20 protein-coding genes and 2 tRNA genes are annotated in these 21184 nt (G+C 72.8%); 8 read left to right on the top strand and 14 right to left on the bottom strand.

What is annotated here, in order from left to right; all coding sequences use genetic code 11:
- Nucleotides 1–29 precede the first annotated feature (29 nt).
- The 4 genes from cofE to AC1C2W_RS04970 form a co-directional block, all read right to left on the bottom strand.
- A complete protein-coding gene (gene cofE / locus AC1C2W_RS04985; RefSeq protein ID WP_495390204.1) occupies nucleotides 30–908 on the bottom strand; it encodes a coenzyme F420-0:L-glutamate ligase in 879 nt (292 codons plus the stop codon).
- The gene (locus AC1C2W_RS04980) at nucleotides 905–1915 is read right to left on the bottom strand and encodes a TIGR03557 family F420-dependent LLM class oxidoreductase (RefSeq protein WP_495390203.1); all 1011 of its coding nucleotides are present in this window, start codon (nucleotides 1913–1915) and stop codon (nucleotides 905–907) included. Before AC1C2W_RS04980 ends, cofE begins: the two co-directional genes overlap by 4 nt.
- Nucleotides 1916–1933: 18 nt before the next feature.
- Complete coding sequence (locus AC1C2W_RS04975; protein ID WP_495412534.1) at nucleotides 1934–2857, bottom strand: bifunctional helix-turn-helix transcriptional regulator/GNAT family N-acetyltransferase; 924 nt, start codon at nucleotides 2855–2857, stop codon at nucleotides 1934–1936.
- 116 nt (nucleotides 2858–2973) lie between these two features.
- Complete coding sequence (locus tag AC1C2W_RS04970; protein ID WP_495412533.1) at nucleotides 2974–3483, bottom strand: hypothetical protein; 510 nt, start codon at nucleotides 3481–3483, stop codon at nucleotides 2974–2976.
- 115 nt (nucleotides 3484–3598) lie between these two features.
- Between AC1C2W_RS04970 and valS the strand changes: the two genes are divergently transcribed.
- Entirely contained in the window at nucleotides 3599–6385 is a 2787-nt protein-coding gene (gene valS / locus AC1C2W_RS04965) for a valine--tRNA ligase (protein ID WP_495412532.1), read from the top strand.
- Between the two features lie 66 nt (nucleotides 6386–6451).
- On the opposite strand, the gene AC1C2W_RS04960 is transcribed toward valS, so the two are convergent.
- Nucleotides 6452–7819: a baeRF2 domain-containing protein gene (locus tag AC1C2W_RS04960; RefSeq protein ID WP_495390199.1), complete on the bottom strand. Its 1368-nt coding sequence runs from the start codon at nucleotides 7817–7819 to the stop codon at nucleotides 6452–6454.
- A 4-nt stretch (nucleotides 7820–7823) separates the two neighbouring features.
- On the bottom strand, nucleotides 7824–8174 hold the full coding sequence (locus tag AC1C2W_RS04955; RefSeq protein ID WP_495390198.1) for a chorismate mutase: 351 nt from the start codon (nucleotides 8172–8174) through the stop codon (nucleotides 7824–7826).
- A gap of 104 nt (nucleotides 8175–8278) precedes the next feature.
- Here AC1C2W_RS04955 and AC1C2W_RS04950 point away from each other — a divergent pair, with 104 nt between their 5' ends.
- Entirely contained in the window at nucleotides 8279–10072 is a 1794-nt protein-coding gene (locus AC1C2W_RS04950; RefSeq protein WP_495412531.1) for an AMP-dependent synthetase/ligase, read from the top strand.
- Between the two features lie 65 nt (nucleotides 10073–10137).
- Here the strand turns inward: AC1C2W_RS04950 and clpX are convergent, their stop codons facing one another.
- From clpX to AC1C2W_RS04930, 4 genes are all read right to left on the bottom strand, one after another.
- A complete protein-coding gene (gene clpX / locus AC1C2W_RS04945) occupies nucleotides 10138–11412 on the bottom strand; it encodes an ATP-dependent Clp protease ATP-binding subunit ClpX (RefSeq protein ID WP_495390196.1) in 1275 nt (424 codons plus the stop codon).
- A 168-nt stretch (nucleotides 11413–11580) separates the two neighbouring features.
- A complete protein-coding gene (locus tag AC1C2W_RS04940; protein WP_495390433.1) occupies nucleotides 11581–12267 on the bottom strand; it encodes an ATP-dependent Clp protease proteolytic subunit in 687 nt (228 codons plus the stop codon).
- A gap of 88 nt (nucleotides 12268–12355) precedes the next feature.
- The gene (locus AC1C2W_RS04935) at nucleotides 12356–13000 is read right to left on the bottom strand and encodes an ATP-dependent Clp protease proteolytic subunit (RefSeq protein WP_495390432.1); all 645 of its coding nucleotides are present in this window, start codon (nucleotides 12998–13000) and stop codon (nucleotides 12356–12358) included.
- 109 nt (nucleotides 13001–13109) lie between these two features.
- The gene (locus AC1C2W_RS04930) at nucleotides 13110–13688 is read right to left on the bottom strand and encodes a TetR/AcrR family transcriptional regulator (RefSeq protein ID WP_495390195.1); all 579 of its coding nucleotides are present in this window, start codon (nucleotides 13686–13688) and stop codon (nucleotides 13110–13112) included.
- A gap of 34 nt (nucleotides 13689–13722) precedes the next feature.
- On the opposite strand from AC1C2W_RS04930, the gene AC1C2W_RS04925 reads away from it, so the two are divergent.
- A complete protein-coding gene (locus AC1C2W_RS04925; RefSeq protein WP_495390194.1) occupies nucleotides 13723–14754 on the top strand; it encodes a DMT family transporter in 1032 nt (343 codons plus the stop codon).
- An 87-nt stretch (nucleotides 14755–14841) separates the two neighbouring features.
- Here the strand turns inward: AC1C2W_RS04925 and tig are convergent, their stop codons facing one another.
- The 3 genes from tig to AC1C2W_RS04910 form a co-directional block, all read right to left on the bottom strand.
- A complete protein-coding gene (gene tig, locus AC1C2W_RS04920) occupies nucleotides 14842–16227 on the bottom strand; it encodes a trigger factor (protein WP_495390193.1) in 1386 nt (461 codons plus the stop codon).
- 138 nt (nucleotides 16228–16365) lie between these two features.
- Nucleotides 16366–16863 (bottom strand): DUF4190 domain-containing protein, encoded by a 498-nt coding sequence (locus tag AC1C2W_RS04915; protein ID WP_495390192.1) that lies wholly within the window; start codon nucleotides 16861–16863, stop codon nucleotides 16366–16368.
- Between the two features lie 114 nt (nucleotides 16864–16977).
- A tRNA-Pro gene (locus AC1C2W_RS04910) sits at nucleotides 16978–17051 on the bottom strand.
- Nucleotides 17052–17222: 171 nt separating this feature from the next.
- Here AC1C2W_RS04910 and AC1C2W_RS04905 point away from each other — a divergent pair.
- The 5 genes from AC1C2W_RS04905 to AC1C2W_RS04885 all read left to right on the top strand — a co-directional run bounded on the left by AC1C2W_RS04905 (nucleotide 17223) and on the right by AC1C2W_RS04885 (nucleotide 20738).
- Nucleotides 17223–17293 (top strand) — tRNA-Gly (locus AC1C2W_RS04905).
- 421 nt (nucleotides 17294–17714) lie between these two features.
- Nucleotides 17715–18650 (top strand): cysteine synthase A, encoded by a 936-nt coding sequence (gene cysK, locus AC1C2W_RS04900; protein ID WP_495390191.1) that lies wholly within the window; start codon nucleotides 17715–17717, stop codon nucleotides 18648–18650.
- A 61-nt stretch (nucleotides 18651–18711) separates the two neighbouring features.
- On the top strand, nucleotides 18712–19323 hold the full coding sequence (gene epsC / locus AC1C2W_RS04895) for a serine O-acetyltransferase EpsC (protein WP_495390431.1): 612 nt from the start codon (nucleotides 18712–18714) through the stop codon (nucleotides 19321–19323).
- Between the two features lie 51 nt (nucleotides 19324–19374).
- Nucleotides 19375–19728: a GntR family transcriptional regulator gene (locus AC1C2W_RS04890; RefSeq protein ID WP_495412530.1), complete on the top strand. Its 354-nt coding sequence runs from the start codon at nucleotides 19375–19377 to the stop codon at nucleotides 19726–19728.
- Complete coding sequence (locus AC1C2W_RS04885) at nucleotides 19725–20738, top strand: DUF1648 domain-containing protein (RefSeq protein WP_495390189.1); 1014 nt, start codon at nucleotides 19725–19727, stop codon at nucleotides 20736–20738. The genes AC1C2W_RS04890 and AC1C2W_RS04885 overlap by 4 nt, the downstream gene beginning before the upstream one ends.
- Nucleotides 20739–20762: 24 nt before the next feature.
- Here the strand turns inward: AC1C2W_RS04885 and AC1C2W_RS04880 are convergent, their stop codons facing one another.
- Nucleotides 20763–21155, bottom strand: a complete 393-nt coding sequence (locus AC1C2W_RS04880; RefSeq protein ID WP_495390188.1) for an MmcQ/YjbR family DNA-binding protein — start codon at nucleotides 21153–21155, stop codon at nucleotides 20763–20765.
- Nucleotides 21156–21184 lie beyond the last annotated feature (29 nt).

The raw sequence follows: 21184 nt of genomic DNA, 5'->3' as shown, positions 1-21184 counted from the left end.
CGGCTCCGGGCGCGAGCGGTTTCCGGGCGCTACCTCGCCGGACTGTGCGCCCGGGCGTCGGCGATCCCGCGGGCGTAGGCCTCGGCGCTGCCCTCGCGGAAGAGGTCGTCGACGCTGGGCCGCACCAGCGTGCGCGCGCCGGGCCCGTCGCCGTCGAACCCGTCGCCCGCGAGGACGTACCGCCCGAGCCCTCGCACCACCGCCACGGGCCGGCCGTCGGCCTTGCCCCGCACCAGCTCGGAGGCGGCGGCGACCTCGTCGACCACGGCCGTCACGGTCGCCGACAGCGGACGACCGTGCTCGTCGACGCCCCCGCGCAGGTCGTCCACGACGGCGACGCCGGCCGCCCCGATCGCGATGTCCGTCAGGCCGTCCCGCCACGGGCGGCCCGCGGTGTCCGTCACGACGACGCCGAGGCGGTCCAGACCGAACCGGCTCCGCAGCGCAGCGCGCAGCGCGCGGGCGGACGCGTCCGGGTCCTCGGGCAGCAGCAGCACCGTGCCCTCCGGCGTGTTCGACGCGTCGACGCCCGCCGCGGCCATGACCAGCCCCAGCCGGTTCTCGACGATGCGCAGCGGCGCCAGGCCGCCCGGGCGTTCCCGCGTCGCGACCACGCGCACTGTCTCGTCGGTGATCGCCTGCTCGCGGTCGTCGGCACGGACCACGCGGCCCTCCGCCTTCGACACGATCTTCGACGTCACCACGACGACGTCACCCTCGGCGAGCGCGTCCTCGGCGAGCGCGTCCTCGCCGGTCGAGCTCGTCGAGACCCCGCCCAGCAGGTCGCCCACGAGCGCGACGAGGTCGTCGCCGGGGCGCACCTCGGGGAAGCCGTCGAGGGCCCACGCCGAGATCCGCGCGCCCGGCGGGGAGGTCTCGACGGGCCCGACCGGCGAGTGGCCGCTCACCGCACCAGCTTCGGCAGCACCTCGCGGCCGAAGACCTCGATCCACTCCCGCTGGTTGCGACCCACGTTGTGCAGGTAGATCCGGTCGAAGCCGAGGTCCACGTACTTCTGGATCGCCGCGCGGTGCTCGTCGGGGTCCGAGGAGATGACCATGCGGCCCTCGAAGTCCTCGGGGCGCACGAGCTTGGCCATCTGCGCGAAGTCGTGCGGCGAGCGGATGTCGGCCTTGGGGAACTTCATGCCGCCGTTCGGCCACTCCGTCATCGCGTTCGCGAGCGCTTCCTCGTCGGTGCCCGCCCACGACATGTGCACCTGCAGCACCTTGGGCATGCCCTGCGGGTCACGACCCGACTCGCGCACCCCGTCGTCGAACTTGCCGAACAGCATCTCGATCTTCTCCAGCGGCGCCCCGACGGTGATGAGCCCGTCGGCGTGCTTGCCGGCACGCTTCGCGGTGATCGGGCCGGCCGTGGCGACGAGGATCTCCGGCGGCACCTCCGGCATGGTCCACAGCCGGGTGGACTCCATCTTGTAGTACTGCCCCGAGTGCTTGACGTCCTTGCCGTCGGTCCCCGACTGGAACAGCTTCTTGATGATGTCGATGGCCTCGAACATGCGGTTGATCCGCTCCGGGGCCTCGGGCCAGTAGCCGGCCACGACGTGCTCGTTGAGGGCCTCGCCCGAGCCGAGCCCGAGCCAGTGCCGCCCGGGGTACATCGCCGCCAGCGTGGCGGAGGCCTGGGCCACCATCGCCGGGTGCCAGCGGAACGTCGGGGCGGTCACGCCGGGCCCGAGGTCGCCACGGGTGCGCTCGCCGAGGGCGGCCAGCACGTTCCACACGAACGCCGCCTCGCCCTGCTGCGGCACCCAGGGCTGGAAGTGGTCGGCGGCCATGACGCCGGAGAAGCCGTGCTCCTCCGCGTAGGCGGAGAAGTCGAGGACGTCGGTGGGATGGAACTGCTCGAGCATCGCGGCATAGCCGATGGTCAGGTCGGGGTTGGCAGCCATCCACCGACCTTATCCCCGTCACCGCAGGTGCTTGGCGAAGAAGTGCTCGGCGTACGGGTTGTCGTTGTACCGCGGGATCGGCCGGTAGCCCGCGCGCTCGTACATGGCGACGGCCTCGGTGAGGGTGCCGTTGGTGTCGAGCCGCACCTGGTCGTGGCCGAGGTCGCGACCCACGCCCTCCAGGTGCCGCAGCAGCCTGGAGCCGAGGCCGGCGCCGCGCCAGCCGGGGTGCACCCACATGCGCTTGATCTCCCCCACGCCGCCGGCTGCCCCGTCGGAGAGGGACTGCACCCCGCCGCAGGCGACGGGCTCGCCGTCGCTCGTCGCCACGACGAACGCCCCCGACGGCGGGCGCAGCCGGTCCGCGTCGGCGTCGGCGTCGTCGATGGCGAAGCCGCCGGGGAAGCGCTCGTCCAGCTCGGTCACATAGGCCCTGACGGCGGCGCGTGCGAGCGCCGCCGCCGGGTCCACGCGCTCGAGCGTGACGGTCGCGGCGCGCACCAGGAGGTCGGCCTCCGCGAGCGCCGCCGCGAGCCGGGCGCGCTGGCGCGGCGTGAGCGGCGTGACCAGGTCGCGGGCGCGGTCGGCGGAGCGTCGCTCGAGGTCCGCCCAGGCGCGGCGGCCGGCGGGGGTGAGGTCCACGCGCCGGCGACGTCGGTCGTCGGGGTCGGGCACGACGGCGACGAGCCCGCCGGCCTCCAGGCGGCGCAGCAGGCGGCTCAGGTACCCCGAGTCGAGGCCGAGCCGGGCGCGCAGGTCGCGCGTGGTGCCGGGCTCGGTGCCGATCTCGAACAGCAGCCGCGCGGTGCCGAGCGGCATCCCCGTGCCGAGGAACGAGTCCTCGAGCGCGCCCACGCGCTGCGTGTAGCTGCGGTTGAACCGCCGCACGACGGCCACCTGCCCGTCGACGTCCCCGACCGCGCTCTCCACCCCGTCCGCCATACCTCTGACTTTAGTCAGAGATCTGTCTCAGAGGAACCCGTGCCGCCCCCGCTCACGCCGTCGTCGGGCCGGGAGCTCAGGTCGGGAGCTCAGGTCGGGAGCTCAGGGACGGGAGCTCAGGGACGGGAGCTCAGGGTCGGCCACCGGTGCGGTGCCCACGAGCAGCCGGGCGTACTCCTCCTGCGGCGCGCCCAGCACGCGGGCCGTCGGCCCGGTCTCCACGACGTGCCCCGCCTGCATGACGGCCACCTGGCGAGCTGCGCCGCCGGGACGAAGGTCGCGCCGAACGCGAACTGGTCGTCGCCCGCGTCGGCGACGAGCCGCTGCGCCACGACGGTCTCGGCCCCGCCGAGCTCGAAGACGATCGAGTCGGGGCCGGCGGTCCGAACGTCGTCCGTGGCCTGGTCCCACTCCTCGTCGCGCCCGAGCGTGACGGCGGTGCCGGTGTCGGTGGCGAGGTCGGGCACCGCCTCGGTGCTGCCGTCAGGGTTGGCCTGCCACGCCGTGAGCCTGCGCTCGACCAGGCCGAGCGTGGTGATCGCGAGGTTCTGGCTCGTGGCCGGGGCCCAGTTTGATCGACGGCGCGGACGACAGGATGCACAGCACGGAGACCGCGCCGACGTCACCGGTACGACGCTTCCGGCGCAGGTCAGGGCGTCTGTCCATGGAGCGAAACACGGGTTCGAGTCGTGAGATCGCGCCGATTCGAGCGCCGCCGTGGATCTGGGAGAATGGCCGACCATGAGCGACTTCCCGACCCACGAGGCGCCGACCGCGCCCGCGCAGCCCCCCGCAGCGAGCTCGGCCACCGGCAGCTCCGCCGACGCCGTAGCCGGCGACGTCGTGCGCGCGGTGGTCCGGGAGGTACCGGACCGGGTCAGCCTCGACGGGCTGGAGCAGCGTTTCGACGAGCGCTGGACCGCCGAGGGCACCTACGCCTTCGACCGCTCCGCCACGCGCGAGCAGGTGTACTCGATCGACACGCCGCCGCCCACGGTCTCGGGCTCCCTGCACGTGGGCCACGTGTTCAGCTACACGCACACGGACACGGTGGCGCGCTTCTGGCGCATGCGGGGCAAGAAGGTCTTCTACCCGATGGGCTGGGACGACAACGGCCTGCCCACCGAGCGCCGGGTGCAGAACTACTTCGGCGTGCGCTGCGACCCGTCGCTCCCCTACGTCGAGGGCTTCGAGCCGCCGCACCAGGGCACCGACGGCAAGAACGTCAAGCCCGGCGACCAGGTGCCGGTCAGCCGCCGCAACTTCATCGAGCTGTGCGAGCGGCTCACCGCCGACGACGAGCGCCAGTTCGAGGAGCTGTGGCGCCGCCTGGGCCTCTCGGTCGACTGGGCGCAGAACTACCAGACCATCGACGCCACCTCCCGCTCCGCGTCCCAGCGCGCCTTCCTGCGCAACCTTGCGCGCGGCGAGGCCTACCAGGCCGAGGCGCCGGGCCTGTGGGACGTCACGTTCCAGACGGCGGTGGCGCAGGCCGAGCTCGAGGCCCGCGAGTACCCCGGGTTCTACCACCGGGTCGCCTTCCACCAGCCCGACGGCACCCCCCTGTACATCGAGACCACCCGCCCGGAGCTGATCCCCGCGGCGGTGGCGCTGATCGCCCACCCTGACGACGAGCGGTATCGGGGCCTGTTCGGCACCACCGTCACCTCTCCCCTGTTCGGCGTCGAGGTGCCCGTGCTCGCGCATCCGGCGGCCTCGAGGGACAAGGGCGCGGGCATCGCCATGTGCTGCACCTTCGGCGACCTCACCGACGTACAGTGGTGGCGCGAGCTGCAGCTCGCCACGCGCTCCGTCATCCAGCGCGACGGGCGCCTGAGCCGCGAGACCCCCGCCTGGATCGCCGGCGGCCCCGGTGAGCAGCTGTACGCCGAGGCCCTCGCGGGCAAGACGGCGTTCTCCGCCCGCACCGCCGTGGTGGACGCGCTGCGCGAGTCCGGCGACCTCGACGGCGAGCCCACGGCCACCCAGCGCATGACGAACTTCTACGAGAAGGGCGACAAGCCCCTCGAGATCGTCACCTCCCGTCAGTGGTACATCCGCAACGGCGGGCGGGACTGGGAGGCGCGTGACCTGAAGGCCGAGCTGCTCGCCCGCGGCAAGGAGCTCGACTTCCACCCCGACTTCATGCGCGTGCGCTACGAGAACTGGGTGAACGGCCTCAACGGCGACTGGCTCATCTCCCGCCAGCGCTTCTTCGGCGTGGCCGTGCCGCTCTGGTACCCGATCACCGCGTCCGGCGACGTCGACCACGAGCACCCGATCGTGCCCTCGGAGGCCGAGCTGCCCGTCGACCCGACGTCGCAGGCCCCGGCCGGCTACGACGAGTCCCAGCGCGGCGAGCCCGGCGGCTTCGTCGGCGACGCCGACGTCATGGACACCTGGGCCACGTCCTCCCTGTCCCCGCTGATCGTGTCGGGCTGGGAGCGGGACCCGGACCTCTTCGGGCGCGTCTACCCGATGGACCTGCGCCCGCAGGGCCAGGACATCATCCGCACCTGGCTGTTCTCCTCGGTGGTGCGCTCGCACCTCGAGTGCGGCGTCCTGCCCTGGAAGCACGCCGCCATCAGCGGCTGGATCCTCGACCCGGACCGCAAGAAGATGTCCAAGTCCAAGGGCAACGTCGTCACGCCGATGGGCCTGCTCGAGGAGCACGGGGCCGACGCCGTGCGCTACTGGGCCGCGGCGGCCCGGCTCGGCACGGACGCGGCGTTCGAGGTCGGCCAGATGAAGATCGGCCGCCGCCTGGCGATCAAGGTGCTCAACGCGTCGAAGTTCGCGCTCACGTTCGGGGTGGACCCCGAGTCGGGCGCCGGGGAGATCGTGCTCGACCCGGCCCGGGTCACCGTGCCGCTGGACCGCGCGATGCTCTCCGGCCTGGCGAAGGTCGTGGAGCAGGCAACGGCCGCGTTCGAGGCCTACGACCACACCCGCGCGCTCGAGGTCACCGAGACGTTCTTCTGGGCCTTCTGTGACGACTACCTCGAGCTGGTCAAGGACCGCGCGTACGGCGCGGGCGCCGCGGCCACCGAGGTCACCGCCGAGACCGAGTCGGCCCGCACCGCACTGGCCGTCGCCGTCGACACCCTGCTGCGGCTCCTGGCGCCGTTCCTGCCGTTCGCCACCGAGGAGGTCTGGTCGTGGTGGCGCGCCGGCTCGGTGCACCACGCGGCCTGGCCGGTGGCAGCGCCGCTGCGCGCCGCCGCCGCGGACTCCGACCCCGTCCAGCTCACCGCGGCCGGGCACGCCCTCGCCGCGCTGCGCAAGATCAAGTCCGAGGCCAAGGTCTCGATGCGCACGCCCATCCTCAGCGCCTCGATGGCCGTGCCCGCCGCGCTGCTCGACGGCGTGCGGTCCGCGCTCGACGACGTCCGCGGCGCGGGCCGCGCCTCCGGCCCTCTCGACCTCGTCGAGGCCACCGAGGGCCAGGGCAACGCCGACGTCCAGGGCGGCATCGTCGTCACGGCGTCCGAGCTCGGCGAGCCCCCGGCCAAGAAGCCCAAGGCCTGACCTCGCCGCCGCCGGTTGAGCTTGTCGAAACCCAGCTCGGTTTCGACAGGCTCAACCAGCGGGAAGCTACCGGGGCGTCGTGAACCGGTCGCCGTCACCGCTCATGGTGGCGGCGACCTCCTTGGGCGTCCCGTCGTCGTGCCAGCGCAGCGTGGCGCCGACGCCGTCCATCAGGTCGACGGACCCCTCGGGCGCGAACGTCAGACCCGCGTCCTGCCCGATCGCCGCCCGCAGCAGCGCCGACGTCGCCGGCAGCTCCTCCAGGCCGTCGGTGACGCCGAGGTCTGCGAGGTCCTCCTGCGACGTCGCGATGTGCATCGGGTCCGGGCCGATCCACAGCGTGCGGCCGCCCAGCAGGCCGTTGACCCCACCCGCTCCCCCGGCGGCGGCGTCCGAGGCCGCCAGCGCCGAGGCGGCGTCCAGGGCGATCTGCTCGGCGAGCACCAGGGCCTTGACCTGCCCGCGCGAGAGCACCGCGACGACGTCGTCGATCGACGACACGGCGCCCTCCTCGCGGCCCTGGTCCTGCCGGTACTCCGCCAGCACCGACTCCCGGCGGCGCTCCCGGTAGGAGTCCAGGGCGTCCTCGACGTGCGCCGCGAAGTCGCCGGCGCGGATCCCGGGGCCACGCCCGCCGCCCGCGACCTCGACGGCCCGGCGGTCGGCGTCCTGGCCCAGCGCGGCGCGCACGAGCTTGACGGTGCGCACGTCGCCGGTCAGGAGCAGCACCTCCGGCCGGTGCTCGGCCACGCGGCGGTCGATCTCGGCGGCGATCGCCGTGGCGTTGCGCCCCCACGAGTCCTCCGCCCGCGCCTCGATCGTCGCCCGCTTGGTCCCCGGGCTCGAGGTCTTGCTCACCTCGTCGTGCGGGGCCGTGTAGGTCTCGCGGGAGCCGTTCGGCCGGCCGCCGGCGTCGCAGGGCCAGAAGTCGGCGCCGCTGCGGTCGACGGCGACGCACAGGGCGTCGACCGCCTCGTCGGCGGCGAGGGCCGCCTGCAGCAGGGCGGGGACGGGCAGCCACACCCCGGTCGCGACGGCGGGCGGATTGCGCAGCACGCGATCGACGACCACGCCGTCGTCCCCCGCGATCAGGACTCTGCCGTGTGTGCCGGCGGCCCACGTGGGCCGCAGCGCCACCTCCTCGAGCTGGTCGAGCACCGCGGCGGGTGCTGCCTGCCGCTCGAGGGAGCGTCGCACCGCTCGCCAGCGGTTCGCGACGTCCTTGTCGCCCGCCTCGGCCGAGCGCGTCGCGTCCAGGTAGACGGTCGCGAACGGTCCCGGACGGCCGACGAGGGGCTTGAGCCAGTCGATCTTCATCCGTGGTTCCCCCAGGGTTCCGTCGTCGGCTGTGGCATCCAGCGTGCGACGGATCCGCGCCGGGCGCCACTGCGTCCGGCCGGTGACCTCGGCCCGCGGGTCGAGGTCAGATCTCACCTCTTCAAGCGTAGGTGTCCAGCGGCGGGAGCTCGCCCTTGAGCTGCCCCGCGGCGTGCTCGGCGGCGATGATCTCGTGGTGCCGGATCACCTCGGAGACGATGAAGTTGCGGAACTGCTCGGTGAACTCCGGGTCCAACCCCGCGGCCTCCGCCAGGCCCTTGAGCCGGTCCACCTGCTGCCGGTCGCGAGAAGGGTCCGCCGGCGGGAGCCCGCCCACGGCCTTGAGCTCGCCCACCCGCCGGGTCATCTTGAACCGCTCCGCGAGCAGGTGCACCAGGGCCGCGTCGATGTTGTCGATGCTCGCGCGCAGCCCGAGGATCTCCTGCGGCATCTCGTCAGGGGTGTCGTGCATGGGTCGATCCTACGAGGCGTGGCGAGCGTGTAAGGTCCCTCTTCGGCCTCGACAGGCCTCGATACCGCACGGCCGAAGGGCCATCCCGCACGGAGAGTGAGCAGATGACGGTCGCGACGACGCCGAGCCTGGTGGACGTGCCCGCGGGCACGAGCATCAGCACGCTGCTGGCGGAGCGCGTCGCCCGGGCCGGTGACCGCACGCTGATCGAGCGGCGGGAGCAGGCCGGCGGCCCGTGGGTCGCCGTCACGGCGGCGGAGTTCGCCGCCGACGTCCTCACGGTCGCGCGCGGTCTCGTCGCCCACAGCGTCCAGGCGGGCGACCGGGTCGGCATCATGTCGCGCACGCGCTACGAGTGGACGCTCCTCGACTTCGCCCTCTGGGCGGTGGGCGCGGTGGTCGTGCCGGTCTACGAGACGTCGTCCCCGGACCAGGTGCGCTGGATCCTCTCGGACTCCGGCGCCCGGCTCGTGATCGTCGAGACGCCGGCCCACGCCGACGCCGTCAAGCACGTGCACGACGACCTGCCCGGCCTCGAGGACGTCCTCGTGATCTCGACGGGCGCGGTCGCCGACCTCCGCGAGGCCGCGGCGACCGTGGCGGCGCGCGACGTGGTGGCCCGCCGCGACGCCGTGCGGCGCGACGACCTCGCGACGATCGTCTACACGTCCGGGTCGACGGGTCGCCCCAAGGGCGCCGAGCTCACACACGGCAACTTCGCCCACCTCGCGATGAACGCCCGCCTGGCGCTCCCCGAGGTGCTGGACGCCGACGGGGCTCGCACGGTGCTGTTCCTTCCCCTCGCGCACGTCTTCGCGCGGCTCATCCAGGTCGCCGCGATCGCCAGCAACAGCGTGCTCGGCCACCTGTCGGACGTCCGGACGCTCACGATGGACCTCGGCACGTTCCGGCCCACGTTCCTCCTCGCCGTGCCGCGCGTCTTCGAGAAGGTCTACAACTCGGCCGAGCAACGCTCCGGGTCGGGGGCACGGCGCCGCGTGTTCGGCTGGGCCGCGCGTGTGGGGGGCGAGTACTCGCGGGCGCTCGACGCCGGAACCGTGCCGGCCGCCCTCCGGGCGCGGCACGCCGTCGCCGACCGCCTCGTCTTCCGGGCGCTGCGCGCGGCGATGGGCGGGCGCCTGCGGTACGCGATCTCCGGCGGTGCGCCGCTCGGCGAGCGGCTCGGCCACTTCTTCCGCGGTGCTGGGATCACCGTGCTGGAGGGGTACGGGCTCACCGAGACGACCGCACCCACCGCGGTGAACCTGCCGTCCGACCTGCGCATCGGCACCGTCGGACCGCCCTTCCCCGGGACGTCCGTGCGGGTGGACGACGACGGCGCCGTCCACGTCGCCGGCCCGCACGTGTTCCGGGGGTTCCGGGGACGGCCCGACCTGACGGCCGAGGCCCTGGTGGACGGGTGGTTCCGCACCGGCGACCTCGGGGCGCTCGACCACGGGCAGCTGCGGATCACCGGCCGCACCAAGGAGATCATCGTGACGGCGGGCGGCAAGAACGTCGCGCCCGCCGTCCTGGAGGACCGGGTGCGCGCCCACTCGCTGGTCTCGCAGGTGGTCGTGGTCGGCGACGCCCGACCCTTCATCGGTGCCCTGGTGACCCTGGACACCGAGATGCTGCCGGGGTGGCTCGCGACGCAGGGCGTCCCGCCCATGTCGGTGGGTGCGGCGCGCACCGACCCGCGGGTGCTCGCGGCCCTCGACACCGCCGTCGAGGATGCCAATGCGGCCGTGTCCCGCGCCGAGTCGATCCGCAAGGTGCGGGTGCTGGAGGGTGACTTCACGGAGGCGAACGAGTACCTCACGCCGTCCCTCAAGGTGAAGCGGGATCTCGTGCTGCGCGACTTCGCCGGCGAGGTCAACGCCCTCTACGCTGGTTGAGCCTGTCGAAACGCTGGTTGAGCCTGTCGAAACCGGGTTTCGACAGGCTCAACCAGCGATGGTGCTCAGGCGCTCTTCTCGCGCGGGGCGCGGCGGCGCACCGGGGACGTGCGCGGCACGATCGTCGGGTTCACGTTCTCCAGCACGACGTCGCGCGTCACGACCACCCGCTCCACGTCGTCGCGGCTCGGCACGTCGAACATCACCTGCTGGAGGACCTCCTCCATGATGGCGCGCAGCCCGCGCGCGCCCGTCCCCCGCAGCAGCGCCTGCTCGGCGATCGCCTCGACGGCGTCGGTCTCGAACTCCAGCTCGACACCGTCGATCTCGAACATCCGCTGGAACTGCTTCACGAGGGCGTTGCGCGGCTCGGTGAGGATGCGCACCAGGGCCTCCCGGTCGAGCGGCGAGACCGCGGCGATGACGGGCAGGCGCCCGATGAACTCCGGGATGAGCCCGTACTTCTGCAGGTCCTCGGGCCTGACCTCCGCGAACAGGTCCTCGTCGGCGGTGCTCTCCATGGGGGCGCCGAAGCCGATGCCCCGCTTGCGAGACCGGGAGGCGACGATGTCGTCCAGCCCCGCGAATGCGCCGGCCACGATGAACAGCACGTTCGTGGTGTCGATCTGGATGAACTCCTGGTGCGGGTGCTTGCGCCCGCCCTGCGGGGGTACCGACGCGGTGGTGCCCTCGATGATCTTCAGCAGCGCCTGCTGCACGCCTTCGCCGGAGACGTCTCGCGTGATCGACGGGTTCTCGGCCTTGCGGGCCACCTTGTCGACCTCGTCGATGTAGATGATGCCGGTCTCGGCCTTCTTGACGTCGTAGTCGGAGGCCTGGATCAGCTTGAGGAGGATGTTCTCGACGTCCTCGCCCACGTACCCGGCCTCCGTGAGCGCCGTGGCGTCCGCGATGGCGAAGGGGACGTTGAGCATCTTGGCCAGCGTCTGGGCGAGGTAGGTCTTGCCGGTGCCGGTGGGGCCGATGAGCAGGATGTTCGACTTCGCGATCTCGATGGCGTCGTCGCCGTCGCGCGCCGTCTCCCCCGCCTGCACCCGCTTGTAGTGGTTGTACACCGCCACCGCGAGGGCCCGCTTGGCGGGCTCCTGGCCGATCACGTACTGCTCGAGGAAGTCGAAGATCTCGCGCGGCTTGGGCAGCTCCGTGAGCCCCAGCTCCGCCGCCTCGCCGAGCTCCTCCTCGATGATCTCGTTGCACAGGTCGATGCACTCGTCGCAGATGTACACGCCTGGGCCGGCGATCAGCTTCTTGACCTGCTTCTGCGACTTTCCGCAGAACGAGCACTTGAGCAGGTCTGCACCGTCACCGATCCGAGCCACCGGGAGCCTCCATGTCCTGAGTGCTGGTCCTGATTGCGGGGCCTGGTCAGGTCCTGCGTCCATTCCACACCACGGGGGCCGCCTTGTCAGCCGCGCCCCTCGGTGCGTCGCTACGCGGGGTCCGCCACATTCGCCCATCCGGGGCGGCGGACCCCGCGCCGTCGCACGTCAGCTCGCTGTGAGGACGGCCGGCTTGCGGCTCTCGAGCACCTCGTCGACGAGCCCGTAGTCCTTGGCCTGGGCGGCCGTGAGGATCTTGTCGCGCTCGATGTCGTCGCGGACCTGGTCCTGGGTCTTGCCCGTGTGCAGGGCGAGGGTCTCCTCGAGCCACTCCCGCATGCGGATCAGCTCGTTGGCGTGGATCTCGATGTCCGAGGCCTGGGCGTAGCCGCCGCCCTCCATCGCGGGCTGGTGGATGAGCACCCGCGCGTTCGGCAGCGCGAGGCGCTTGCCCTTCTGCCCGGCCGCCAGCAGCACGGCCGCGGCGGACGCCGCCTGACCGAGGCAGACGGTCTGGATCTGCGGCTTGACGAACTGCATCGTGTCGTACAGCGCCGTCATGGCGGTGAACGAACCCCCGGGGGAGTTGATGTAGATCATGACGTCGCGGTCCGGGTCCTGAGACTCCAGGACCAGCAGCTGCGCCATGACGTCGTCCGCGGACGCGTCGTCGACCTGGACGCCCAGGAAGATGATGCGGTCCTCGAACAGCTTGGTGTAGGGGTCCTGGCGCTTGAAGCCGTAGGCGGTGCGCTCCTCGAACTGCGGCAGGACGTAGCGGGACGACGGCGCGCCGTGCGGCAGCGCGACGCCGCCGGGGCGGCCGGCGGCGCCGGCCAGGCTCTGCGCCCGCATGGCGAACTGGTACTCGTCGGAGTAGCTCACGGTGTTCTCTCCTCGGTGGAAGTCTGGGGTTCCTCGCTGGGTCGGGGTGGGCGCGGCATCAGGACGCCGCCGTGCCACCACCGCCGGAGACCGAGGAGGCCGTCGTGACGAGGCTGTCGACGAAGCCGTACTCGAGCGCCTCGGGAGCGGTGAACCAGCTGTCGCGGTCGTTGTCCTTGAGGATCTTCTCGAGCGGCTGGCCCGTCTGCTCCGCCGTCAGCTCGGCGAGGACCTTCTTCATGTGCATGATGAGCTGGGCCCCGATCCGCACGTCGGTCGCGGTGCCGCCGACGCCGCCGGAAGGCTGGTGCATCAGCACGCGGGCGTGGGGGGTGATGTAGCGCTTGCCCTTGGTGCCCGAGGAGAGCAGGAACTGCCCCATGGAGGCGGCCATGCCCATCGCGATGGTCGCCACGTCGGGCTGGATGTACTGCATCGTGTCGTAGATCGCCATGCCGGCCGTGATGGAGCCGCCGGGGCTGTTGATGTACAGCCAGATGTCCTTGTCCGGGTCCTCCGCGGCCAGCAGCATCATCTGGGCGCAGATGGCGTTCGCGTTCTCGTCGCGCACCTCCGAGCCCAGCCAGATGATGCGCTCCTTGAGGAGCCGGTTGTAGATGGAGTCGTTGAGGCCGAGTCCCGGGCCATCGGCGCGCGCCACCGGCGCCGCACCGTCCATCCGCAGCAAGTCGTTCACGTCCATCTCCTTCGTCATCGCCGTCGATCGACCCTAACGTGCGGCAGCCACGCAAAACGTCCCGGCGGCGGGCCTTTCGCTGCGGGCGCACACAGGGCGCCGCCGGCGGACGCGCTCAGCCCCCGTGCGCCCCGCACAGGGCGCGGGCCGCCCGACGCGCGGTGGCGAACGGGTCCGCGGGGACGCCCGTGCCCGACCCGGCGAGGGCCCCGTCGTAGAGCAGCACGAGCGCATCCGCGAGCTCGGCGGGGTGGACGAAGCCGGCGGCGCGGCACTCGGCCCGCATCAGGTCGCGGACCCACCCCTTCTGCCGCGACACCTCGAGGGCGACCGGGTGCTGCGGGTCGTCGATCTCCGCGCGTGCGTTGATCGCCGCGCACCCCCGCCCGCCCTCCGCGGCCATCCAGTCCGCGACCGCATCGAACAGCACGAGCGCGCGCTCGACCCCGGGCTCGGGACGCTCGGCCAGGCGTGCCCGGAGGAACTCCTCCCACCGGGCGTCACGGCCGTGCAGGTAAGCGACCTCCAGCGCCTCCTTCGAGCCGAAGCGGTCGTAGAGCGTCTTCTTGGTGACCCCCGCCTCCGCGGCGATCGTGTCGACCCCGACCGCGTGCAGCCCGCGGGCGTAGAACAGCCGCGACGCCGCCTCGAGGATCCTGCGCGCGGCCGGGGTGAGGGTGCTCTGCTCCGCCATGCGTTCGACTATACCGGTCTGTATAGTCGCACGCATGACTAAACAGATCGGTATACCTCCGGGCCTCGTCCTCGTCGGCGCCTCGGCTGCCTTCGTGCTGTCCTGGAGCTCGGGCTTCCTCGCCGCGAAGGTGGGGACCGCCGGCGCCCCCGCGCAGACGGTGCTGCTCTGGCGGTTCCTCGTCGTCGCCGTGGTGCTGAGCGCGACGCTCGCCCTCGCCGGCCGAGCACGGGGCCGACGCACCGGCCCGCGGTTCCCGGCGCGCGCGGGCCCGGCGGCCCACCTCGTCCGCCCTCGGGCGGCGGCCCACCACATCGCGGTCGGGCTGCTCTCCCAAGTCGGGTACGTGCTGCCCGTCTACGGCGCGATCGGGCTGGGCGTGAGCACGGGCGCGACGTCGCTCGTGGACGCCGTGCAGCCGGTACTGGTGGCCACCCTCGTCGGCCCGCTCCTGGGGCTGCACGTGCGCGGTGCGCAGTGGCTCGGGCTGGGGACGGCCTTGGGCGGCGTCACGCTCCTCGTCGCCGCCGACGTGCGCGTCACGACGGCACCCGCCTGGGCGTACGCGCTTCCGCTGGTCGCGGTGGCCTCGCTCGTCGCCGCCACGTTCCTCGAGCGTCGCCGGCCCGCGATGCTGCCCGCGACGCCGATGCTGGCGCTGCACACGACGGTCGCCGCCGGGGCGCTCGCCGTGCTGACGCTCGCCACCGGCACGGCCGTCCCGCCCGCCGACCCGAGCTTCTGGGCCTCCGTGACGTTCCTCGCGCTGGTGCCCTCGTTGGCGGCCTACGGGCTCTACTGGTACCTGCTGCGGCGCGTGGACGTCACGCTCCTCAACGCCCTGCTGTTCCTGGTGGTCCCGACGACGACGCTCGCGGGGGCCGCACTGTTCGGCGAGCCGCTCACCGCCGCCACGGCGGCCGGGCTGGTGCTCGCCGGCCTCGGCGTCGCCGCGGTGATCCGCGGCGAACGACGCCCGTCCCCACGCTCCGCGAACCAAGCTGCGGACCAAGCTGCGGGCCAAGCTGCGGGCCAAGCTGCGGACCAGGCGGTCGGGGCGGGCTGACGCGCCACAGACGCCGACGGCCCGCACCCCGGAGGGGGCGCGGGCCGTCGGACACGGCGCCGGACGAGCCGGCGGGGCGAGCCTGGATCAGGCCTTCGCGGCCTCCTCGGGCTGCTCCTCGCCGGCCTCGGTCGACTCGACGGCAGCGTCCTCGGTCGTCTCGGCGGCGGCCTCGACCTCGGCGGTCGCGGCGTCCTCCTCGTCGGTGCCGATGAACTCGGCCAGGTCGACGACGTTGCCGTCGGCGTCCTTGACCTCGATCTCGCGCAGGGCGACGGCGAGCGCCTTGGAGCGCGCGACCTCACCGACCATGGCGGGGATCTGACCGCCCTGGTCGAGCGTGGAGATGAACTGGTTCGGGTCCATGCCGTACTGCTGCGACGCCTGCACCAGGTACTCGACGAGCTCGCCCTGGCCCACCTGCACCTCGAGCTTCTCGGCGAGCGTGTCGAGCAGGATCTGGTTCTTGAGGGCCTTGGTGGCGTCCACGGTGACCTCGGCCCGGTGCTCGTCGTCCTCGAGCCGGTCCTCCGACTCCAGGTGGCGGTGCACCTCGGCCTCGACGGCGCCTGACGGGACCGGCACCTCGACGGTCTCGAGCAGCTTCTCGAGCAGCAGGTCGCGCGCGGCGACGGCCTGGTTCGACGTCTTGATCGACGCGACCTGCTCGCGCAGGTCCGCGGTCAGCTCCTCGAGGGTGTCGAACTCCGAGGCGAGCTGGGCGAAGTCGTCGTCCGGCGTCGGCAGGTCCCGCTCCTTGACGGCGGTGGCCGTGACGGTGACCTGCGCCTCCTCGCCCTCGTGCTCGCCGCCGGCGAGCTTCGTGACGAAGGTCGTGGTCTCGTCCGTCGACAGGCCGGTGAGGGCCTCGTCCAGACCGTCCAGCATGTTGCCGGCGCCGATCTGGTAGGAGACGCCGGAGACCGAGTCGACCTCCTCGTCGCCGACGACCGCCTTGAGGTCGATGACGATGTAGTCGCCCTCGACGGCGGGCCGGTCGACGCCCACGAGGGTGCCGAAGCGCTCGCGCAGCGCGTCGAGGCGCTCCGTGACGTCCTCGTCGCTGACCTCGGTCGAGTCCACGGCGATCTCGATGGTCGACAGGTCCGGCAGGGTGATCTCCGGGCGGACCTCGACCTCGGCGGTGAACGCGAGCTGGCCCTCGCCGGCGTTCGCGGGGACCTCGGTCACCTCGACCTCCGGCTGACCGAGCGGGCGCAGCGACTCGGCCGTCACGGCGTCGCGGTAGAAGCCCGAGAGAGCGTCGTTCACGGCGTGCTCGACGACGGCGCCCCAGCCGACCCGCTGGTCGATGATGCGCGGGGGGACCTTGCCCTTGCGGAAGCCGGGGATGTTCACCTGCTCCGCGATGTGCTTGTAGGCGTGGTCGATGCTCGGCTTGAGCTCGTCGTACTCCACCTCGACGGTCAGCTTGACCTTGGTGGGATCCAGGGTCTCGACGGCGCTCTTCACTTCGATGGTCTCCAACGGTTTGGGTGCGTGCGCGCACATCTCACCGGCGCGAGCCGGCCTGGTTGCTGCGGCGCGGGATGCGGGACCGTACGACGGACGTACGGGCAACCCGTCCATCCTACGTCACGGGCTGGGACGTCAGGGGCAGGTGTAGGTGACGTTGCCCTGGACGTGCTCGCCGGGGCCGAGGTCGTTGCAGACCTCGATGAAGTGGTTGGCGGCGACGCCGATGGCCACCCCCAGGATGATCGTGCCGATCAGCACGATCGCGCCGACGACGATGCCGGCGATCGCGACGCCGTTCGGCTGGCCGACCTTGCGCGACTTGGCCAGGCCGACGATCGAGAGGATCAGGCCGACCAGCGAGAGCGGGCCGAGGAACGCGAGCACCAGGCCGACGATGCCGAGCGTCTTGCCCGGGTTCTCGGGCTGGGGCTGACCGTACGTCGGGGAGTACTGGCCAGGCTGGGCGGGGTAGGGCTGGCCGGGGTACGGCTGCCCCGGCGCGGGCTGACCCGCCGGCGGCTGGTAGCCGGGGTAGGCGGGTGGCGCCTGCTGCGGGTCGGCACCACCTGCGGGGGCCGGCGCGCCGCCCTCCTCGGGGGTGCCAGGCGTGGTGGGGTCCGGAGTGGTCATCTGGTTCTCCTCGCGCGTCGGTCGCCGACGCTCGGCGATCATGATGCGCGATCCTTCCAGATCGGCCCCGCCCGTGGGCGGCGGCCGCCATGGGACCGCTCCGTCCACGCCGCGTCGGGGTGACAGGATTCGAACCTGCGACCCTCTGCTCCCAAAGCAGATGCGCTACCAAGCTGCGCCACACCCCGCGGCCCGCCGCGCCGGCCGGCGCGGGGCCCCGGCCAGTGTAATGCGCCGCCCGCCCCTCCCAAAGCGCCACGACGTGCGCGAACGGCGACTCACGGGGCCGAGCACCTTTGCTAGGGTGAGCCAGCGTTCCGACGCCGACGGGCCGCGCCCGTGGACCGGCGTCGAGCAGTGCGGGCGTAGCTCAATGGTAGAGCCCCAGTCTTCCAAACTGGCTACGCGGGTTCGATTCCCGTCGCCCGCTCCCTCCTTCGACACCCCGCCGACACGTTCCCCGCGGCCCGAGGTGTGCGCCCATTCATCGAGTATGTCGATCGATGGGATGCGCCTTGTCGATCTGTCGCCCCGTGGCTAGGCTCGGCGCCGCAGGCGGTGCGGACGCGCCACCTCGTCCCGCGGCAGACAGCCACGGGGCAGCGACACAGTGAGGGGGCAGGGCATGACGAACCTCGTTGCCCCCGTCGCCTCTCTTGTGGCCTCCTCGCTCCCGTTCGGGACGGTGTCGGCGTCGATGCCCCGCACCCCGGCGTGCGCCGCGACGACGACGCCGCGATGCTGTCGGTAGAGCGTCCACGCCACGCCCGACCCGTCCCTCGACGGGTCCCGGCGACCGTGCGGCGCTCACACCGACCTGCCTCCGCCCGCACGCTTCGAGAAGGATCACCATGGCCCGCATCTACGACGACGCCACCGAGCTCATCGGCCGCACCCCGCTCGTCCGGCTCAACCGCCTCACCGCAGGGCTCCGCGCCACCGTCGTCGCCAAGCTCGAGTTCTACAACCCTGCCAACTCCGTGAAGGACCGCATCGGCGTCTCGATCGTCGATGCGGCCAAGTCGTCCGGCGCCCTGAAGCCGGGCGGCACGATCGTCGAGGGCACGTCGGGCAACACCGGCATCGCGCTCGCCTGGGTGGGCGCCGCCCGCGGCTACAAGGTCGTCCTCACCATGCCGGAGACGATGTCGAAGGAGCGTCGTGCCCTGCTGCGGGCCTACGGGGCCGAGCTGGTGCTCACCCCGGGTGCCGACGGCATGAAGGGCGCGCTCGCGGCCGCCGAGAAGATCGCGGCCGAGCGCCCCGGCGCCGTCCTCGCCCAGCAGTTCGCCAACGAGGCCAACCCGCGGATCCACCGCCAGACCACCGCCGAGGAGATCTGGGTGGACACGGACGGCGAGGTCGACATCGTCGTGGCGGGCATCGGCACCGGCGGCACGATCACGGGCGTCGGGCAGGTCCTCAAGGAGCGCAAGCCCGAGGTGCAGATCGTCGCAGTCGAGCCGGCCGAGTCGCCGATCCTCACCGGCGGCAACCCCGGGCCGCACAAGATCCAGGGCCTGGGCGCGAACTTCGTGCCCGAGATCCTCGACACCTCGGTGTACGACGAGGTCATCGACGTCGACGCCGAGACGTCGGTGGAGCTCGCGCGCCGTGCGGCGAAGGAGGAGGGCCTGCTGGTCGGCATCTCCTCCGGCGCCGCGATCGCCGGGGCCCTGGAGGTCGCCAAGCGTCCGGAGAACGCCCACAAGCTGATCGTCGTGATCATCCCGGACTTCGGCGAGCGCTACCTGTCCACGATCCTGTACTCGGACCTGCTGGACTGACGTGACCACTCCTCCCGGCCCCCGCGACCCAGGCGGCACGGACGGCGCCGTCGACCACCCCATGCCGGCCGGGCACCGCCCGGGTCTGCGGCACCTGCTCGAGATCCTCGCCGAGGACCTCGAGGCCGCGCACGCGCACGACCCGGCGGCCCGGTCCCGGTTCGAGGTGGCGCTGGGCTACCCGGGCGTGCACGCCGTGTGGGCGCACCGGATCACCCATCGCATGTGGCACCGGCCGGGCCTGCGGCTGCCCGCGCGGCTCCTGTCGCAGGTCGCACGCTGGATCACCGGAATCGAGATCCATCCCGGGGCGCGCATCGGGCGGCGGCTCTTCATCGACCACGGGATGGGCGTGGTCATCGGGCAGACGGCGGTGGTCGGCGACGACTGCGTCCTGTTCCACGGCTCCACGCTGGGCGGCCGCTCCATGACCCGCGGCAAGCGGCACCCGACGCTGGGCGACCGCGTCATGGTGGGGGCGGGCGCCAAGGTGCTCGGGCCGCTGTGGATCGGTGACGACGCGCAGATCGGCGCCAATGCCGTGGTCGTCAGGGACGTGCCCACGGGCATGGTCGCCGTCGGCGTGCCGGCCCACGCGCGCACGCCCGGGCACCGGCCGGACCACGGCCAGCACGTCGAGGACGCGTCGGAGCTGCTCGAGTACGTGATCTGAGCGCGCCGGCCTGGTTTGTTCTAGTTCCCCTAGAACAAGTAGGCTCGCCGCGTGCTCTGGACGATCGACTCCGCCGGCGACGAGCCGCTATATGCGCAGCTCGTCGCACAGGTGCGCCTCGCCGTCGCACACGGCAGGCTCGTGCCCGGCGAACGGCTGCCCGCCGCACGCGAGCTGGCCGCCTCGCTCGACCTCAACATGCACACCGTCCTGCGCGCCTACCAGGTGCTGCGCGACGACGGCGTCGTCGAGCTGCGGCGTGGCCGCGGCGCCGTCGTCGCGTCGTCCGCGGCTGACCTGTCGGCCGTCGAGCTCGCGCTGACCGAGCTGGTGGCCGCGGCGCGGGCGGCGCGACTGTCCCCGGAGACCACCACCACCCTCGTCAAGGAGGCGATGTGCCGATGACCACCACTCCCCCGCCCGTCGACCAGCAGGCCGACACCGCACCCGAGGCCTGGCGCCCCCGAGCCCGCCGGGCCATGGCCTGGGCCTCGCTCGCCGGCGGCCTCCTGGCGCTCGGCGCGGCCGGTGTGGCCTGGTCGTGGCGGGGCGAGCTGCCCCGCGAGGTCGCCTCGCACTGGAGCGGAGGCGGCGCGCCCGACGGGTTCTCGACGACGGCCGGCCTCGTGGGCGTCTTCGTGGCGCTCGCCGTCGGGCTGCTCGCGCTGTTCTACGCCATCGGGACCGTCGCCGGCGCCGACGCGTCGACGCGACGCGTCGCGGCCGGGGGCAGCGTGTGGTCGGGCGGTTTCGTCGCGGTCGTCCTGCTCACCACCCTGGCTGCGCAGCGCGGGCTCACCGACGTCTCGCAGGTGACGATCCCGGGCTGGGTGATCGCCGTTGCGGTCCTGGTCCCGCTCGTGCCCGCCGCCGTCGCGGCCGCCCTCGTGCCCGGCGACCCCGCGCTACCCGCCGCCGCGCAAGTCGCCGACGACGCGCCACGCACGGCGCTACTCCCCGGCGAGCGCGCCGTCTGGCTGCGCCGCGCGACCGGCGGGCCGGGCCTCGCCGTCGGGATGATCGCCATCCTCCTGACCACCCTCGTCGCGGTCATGACCGGCGAGTGGACGATGCTGGCCGTCCCCCTGCTGCTCACCGGGCTCTTCGTGGCGATGTTCGCGTTCATGGTGCGCATCGACGCCACCGGCCTGACCGTGCGCTCCACGGCCCGCTGGCCGGGCACGCACGTCCCGGCGGACGAGGTGCTGCGGGCGTCGGTGGCCCAGGTCCGCCCGCTGCGCGAGTTCGGAGGCTGGGGCTGGCGAATCGCCCGCGACGGGCGGGTCGGCGTGGTGCTGCGCTCCGGCGAGGCGCTGGTCGTCGAGCGCACGGGCGGCAGGTCGTTCACCGTCACCGTCGACGACGCCGCCGAGGCCGCGGCGCTGCTGAACACGATGGCCGAACGCGCCCGCTGAGCCGGCGCACCTCACGTACCGGCGTCAGGTGAGAAGCTCGCGGTGGGCCTCGGCGAGCACCCGGGGCGCCTTGGCGAGCCAGGCGTCCACGAGAAGCTCGCGCAGGGCGCCCTCCGCCGTCGCATCGAGCCGCACGAGCACGGCCGGGACGCCATCCAGGTGCGGGATCGTGAAGGCCTCCCCGGGCCGCGCGGCGAGCACCGCCTCCTTCTCACCGAGGTCGTCGACCATGACGGCGAGGATCGGCCCGTCCGGGACGGGCGCATCGCCGAAGCGACGCACGTCGGCCTTGCTGAACGGCCGCTCCCACGCGAACACCGCACCCCGCACCGCCCAGGCGCGGTGGCGGAACGTCGTGGTCTCGGTGACGTCGGGCAGCGCTTCGGCGTCGCGGGCGACGTCGTCGATCGTGGCCATGGTCCGAACGTAGCCCGGCGACGCCGCAC

It is taken from the genome of Isoptericola sp. Y581, assembly GCF_059445475.1.
This window is presented reverse-complemented; position numbering and strand designations above follow the sequence as displayed.

Coding starts and splice junctions, on each gene's coding strand:
- AC1C2W_RS04980 (WP_495390203.1), bottom strand. CDS start 1,915: ATGGCTGCCAACCCCGACCTGACCATCGGCTATGCCGCGATGCTCGAG.
- AC1C2W_RS04975 (WP_495412534.1), bottom strand. CDS start 2,857: ATGGCGGACGGGGTGGAGAGCGCGGTCGGGGACGTCGACGGGCAGGTG.
- valS (WP_495412532.1), top strand. CDS start 3,599: ATGAGCGACTTCCCGACCCACGAGGCGCCGACCGCGCCCGCGCAGCCC.
- AC1C2W_RS04955 (WP_495390198.1), bottom strand. CDS start 8,174: ATGCACGACACCCCTGACGAGATGCCGCAGGAGATCCTCGGGCTGCGC.
- AC1C2W_RS04950 (WP_495412531.1), top strand. CDS start 8,279: ATGACGGTCGCGACGACGCCGAGCCTGGTGGACGTGCCCGCGGGCACG.
- AC1C2W_RS04940 (WP_495390433.1), bottom strand. CDS start 12,267: ATGCGGGCGCAGAGCCTGGCCGGCGCCGCCGGCCGCCCCGGCGGCGTC.
- AC1C2W_RS04935 (WP_495390432.1), bottom strand. CDS start 13,000: ATGGACGTGAACGACTTGCTGCGGATGGACGGTGCGGCGCCGGTGGCG.
- AC1C2W_RS04930 (WP_495390195.1), bottom strand. CDS start 13,688: ATGGCGGAGCAGAGCACCCTCACCCCGGCCGCGCGCAGGATCCTCGAG.
- AC1C2W_RS04925 (WP_495390194.1), top strand. CDS start 13,723: ATGACTAAACAGATCGGTATACCTCCGGGCCTCGTCCTCGTCGGCGCC.
- AC1C2W_RS04915 (WP_495390192.1), bottom strand. CDS start 16,863: ATGACCACTCCGGACCCCACCACGCCTGGCACCCCCGAGGAGGGCGGC.
- cysK (WP_495390191.1), top strand. CDS start 17,715: ATGGCCCGCATCTACGACGACGCCACCGAGCTCATCGGCCGCACCCCG.
- epsC (WP_495390431.1), top strand. CDS start 18,712: ATGCCGGCCGGGCACCGCCCGGGTCTGCGGCACCTGCTCGAGATCCTC.
- AC1C2W_RS04885 (WP_495390189.1), top strand. CDS start 19,725: ATGACCACCACTCCCCCGCCCGTCGACCAGCAGGCCGACACCGCACCC.
- AC1C2W_RS04880 (WP_495390188.1), bottom strand. CDS start 21,155: ATGGCCACGATCGACGACGTCGCCCGCGACGCCGAAGCGCTGCCCGAC.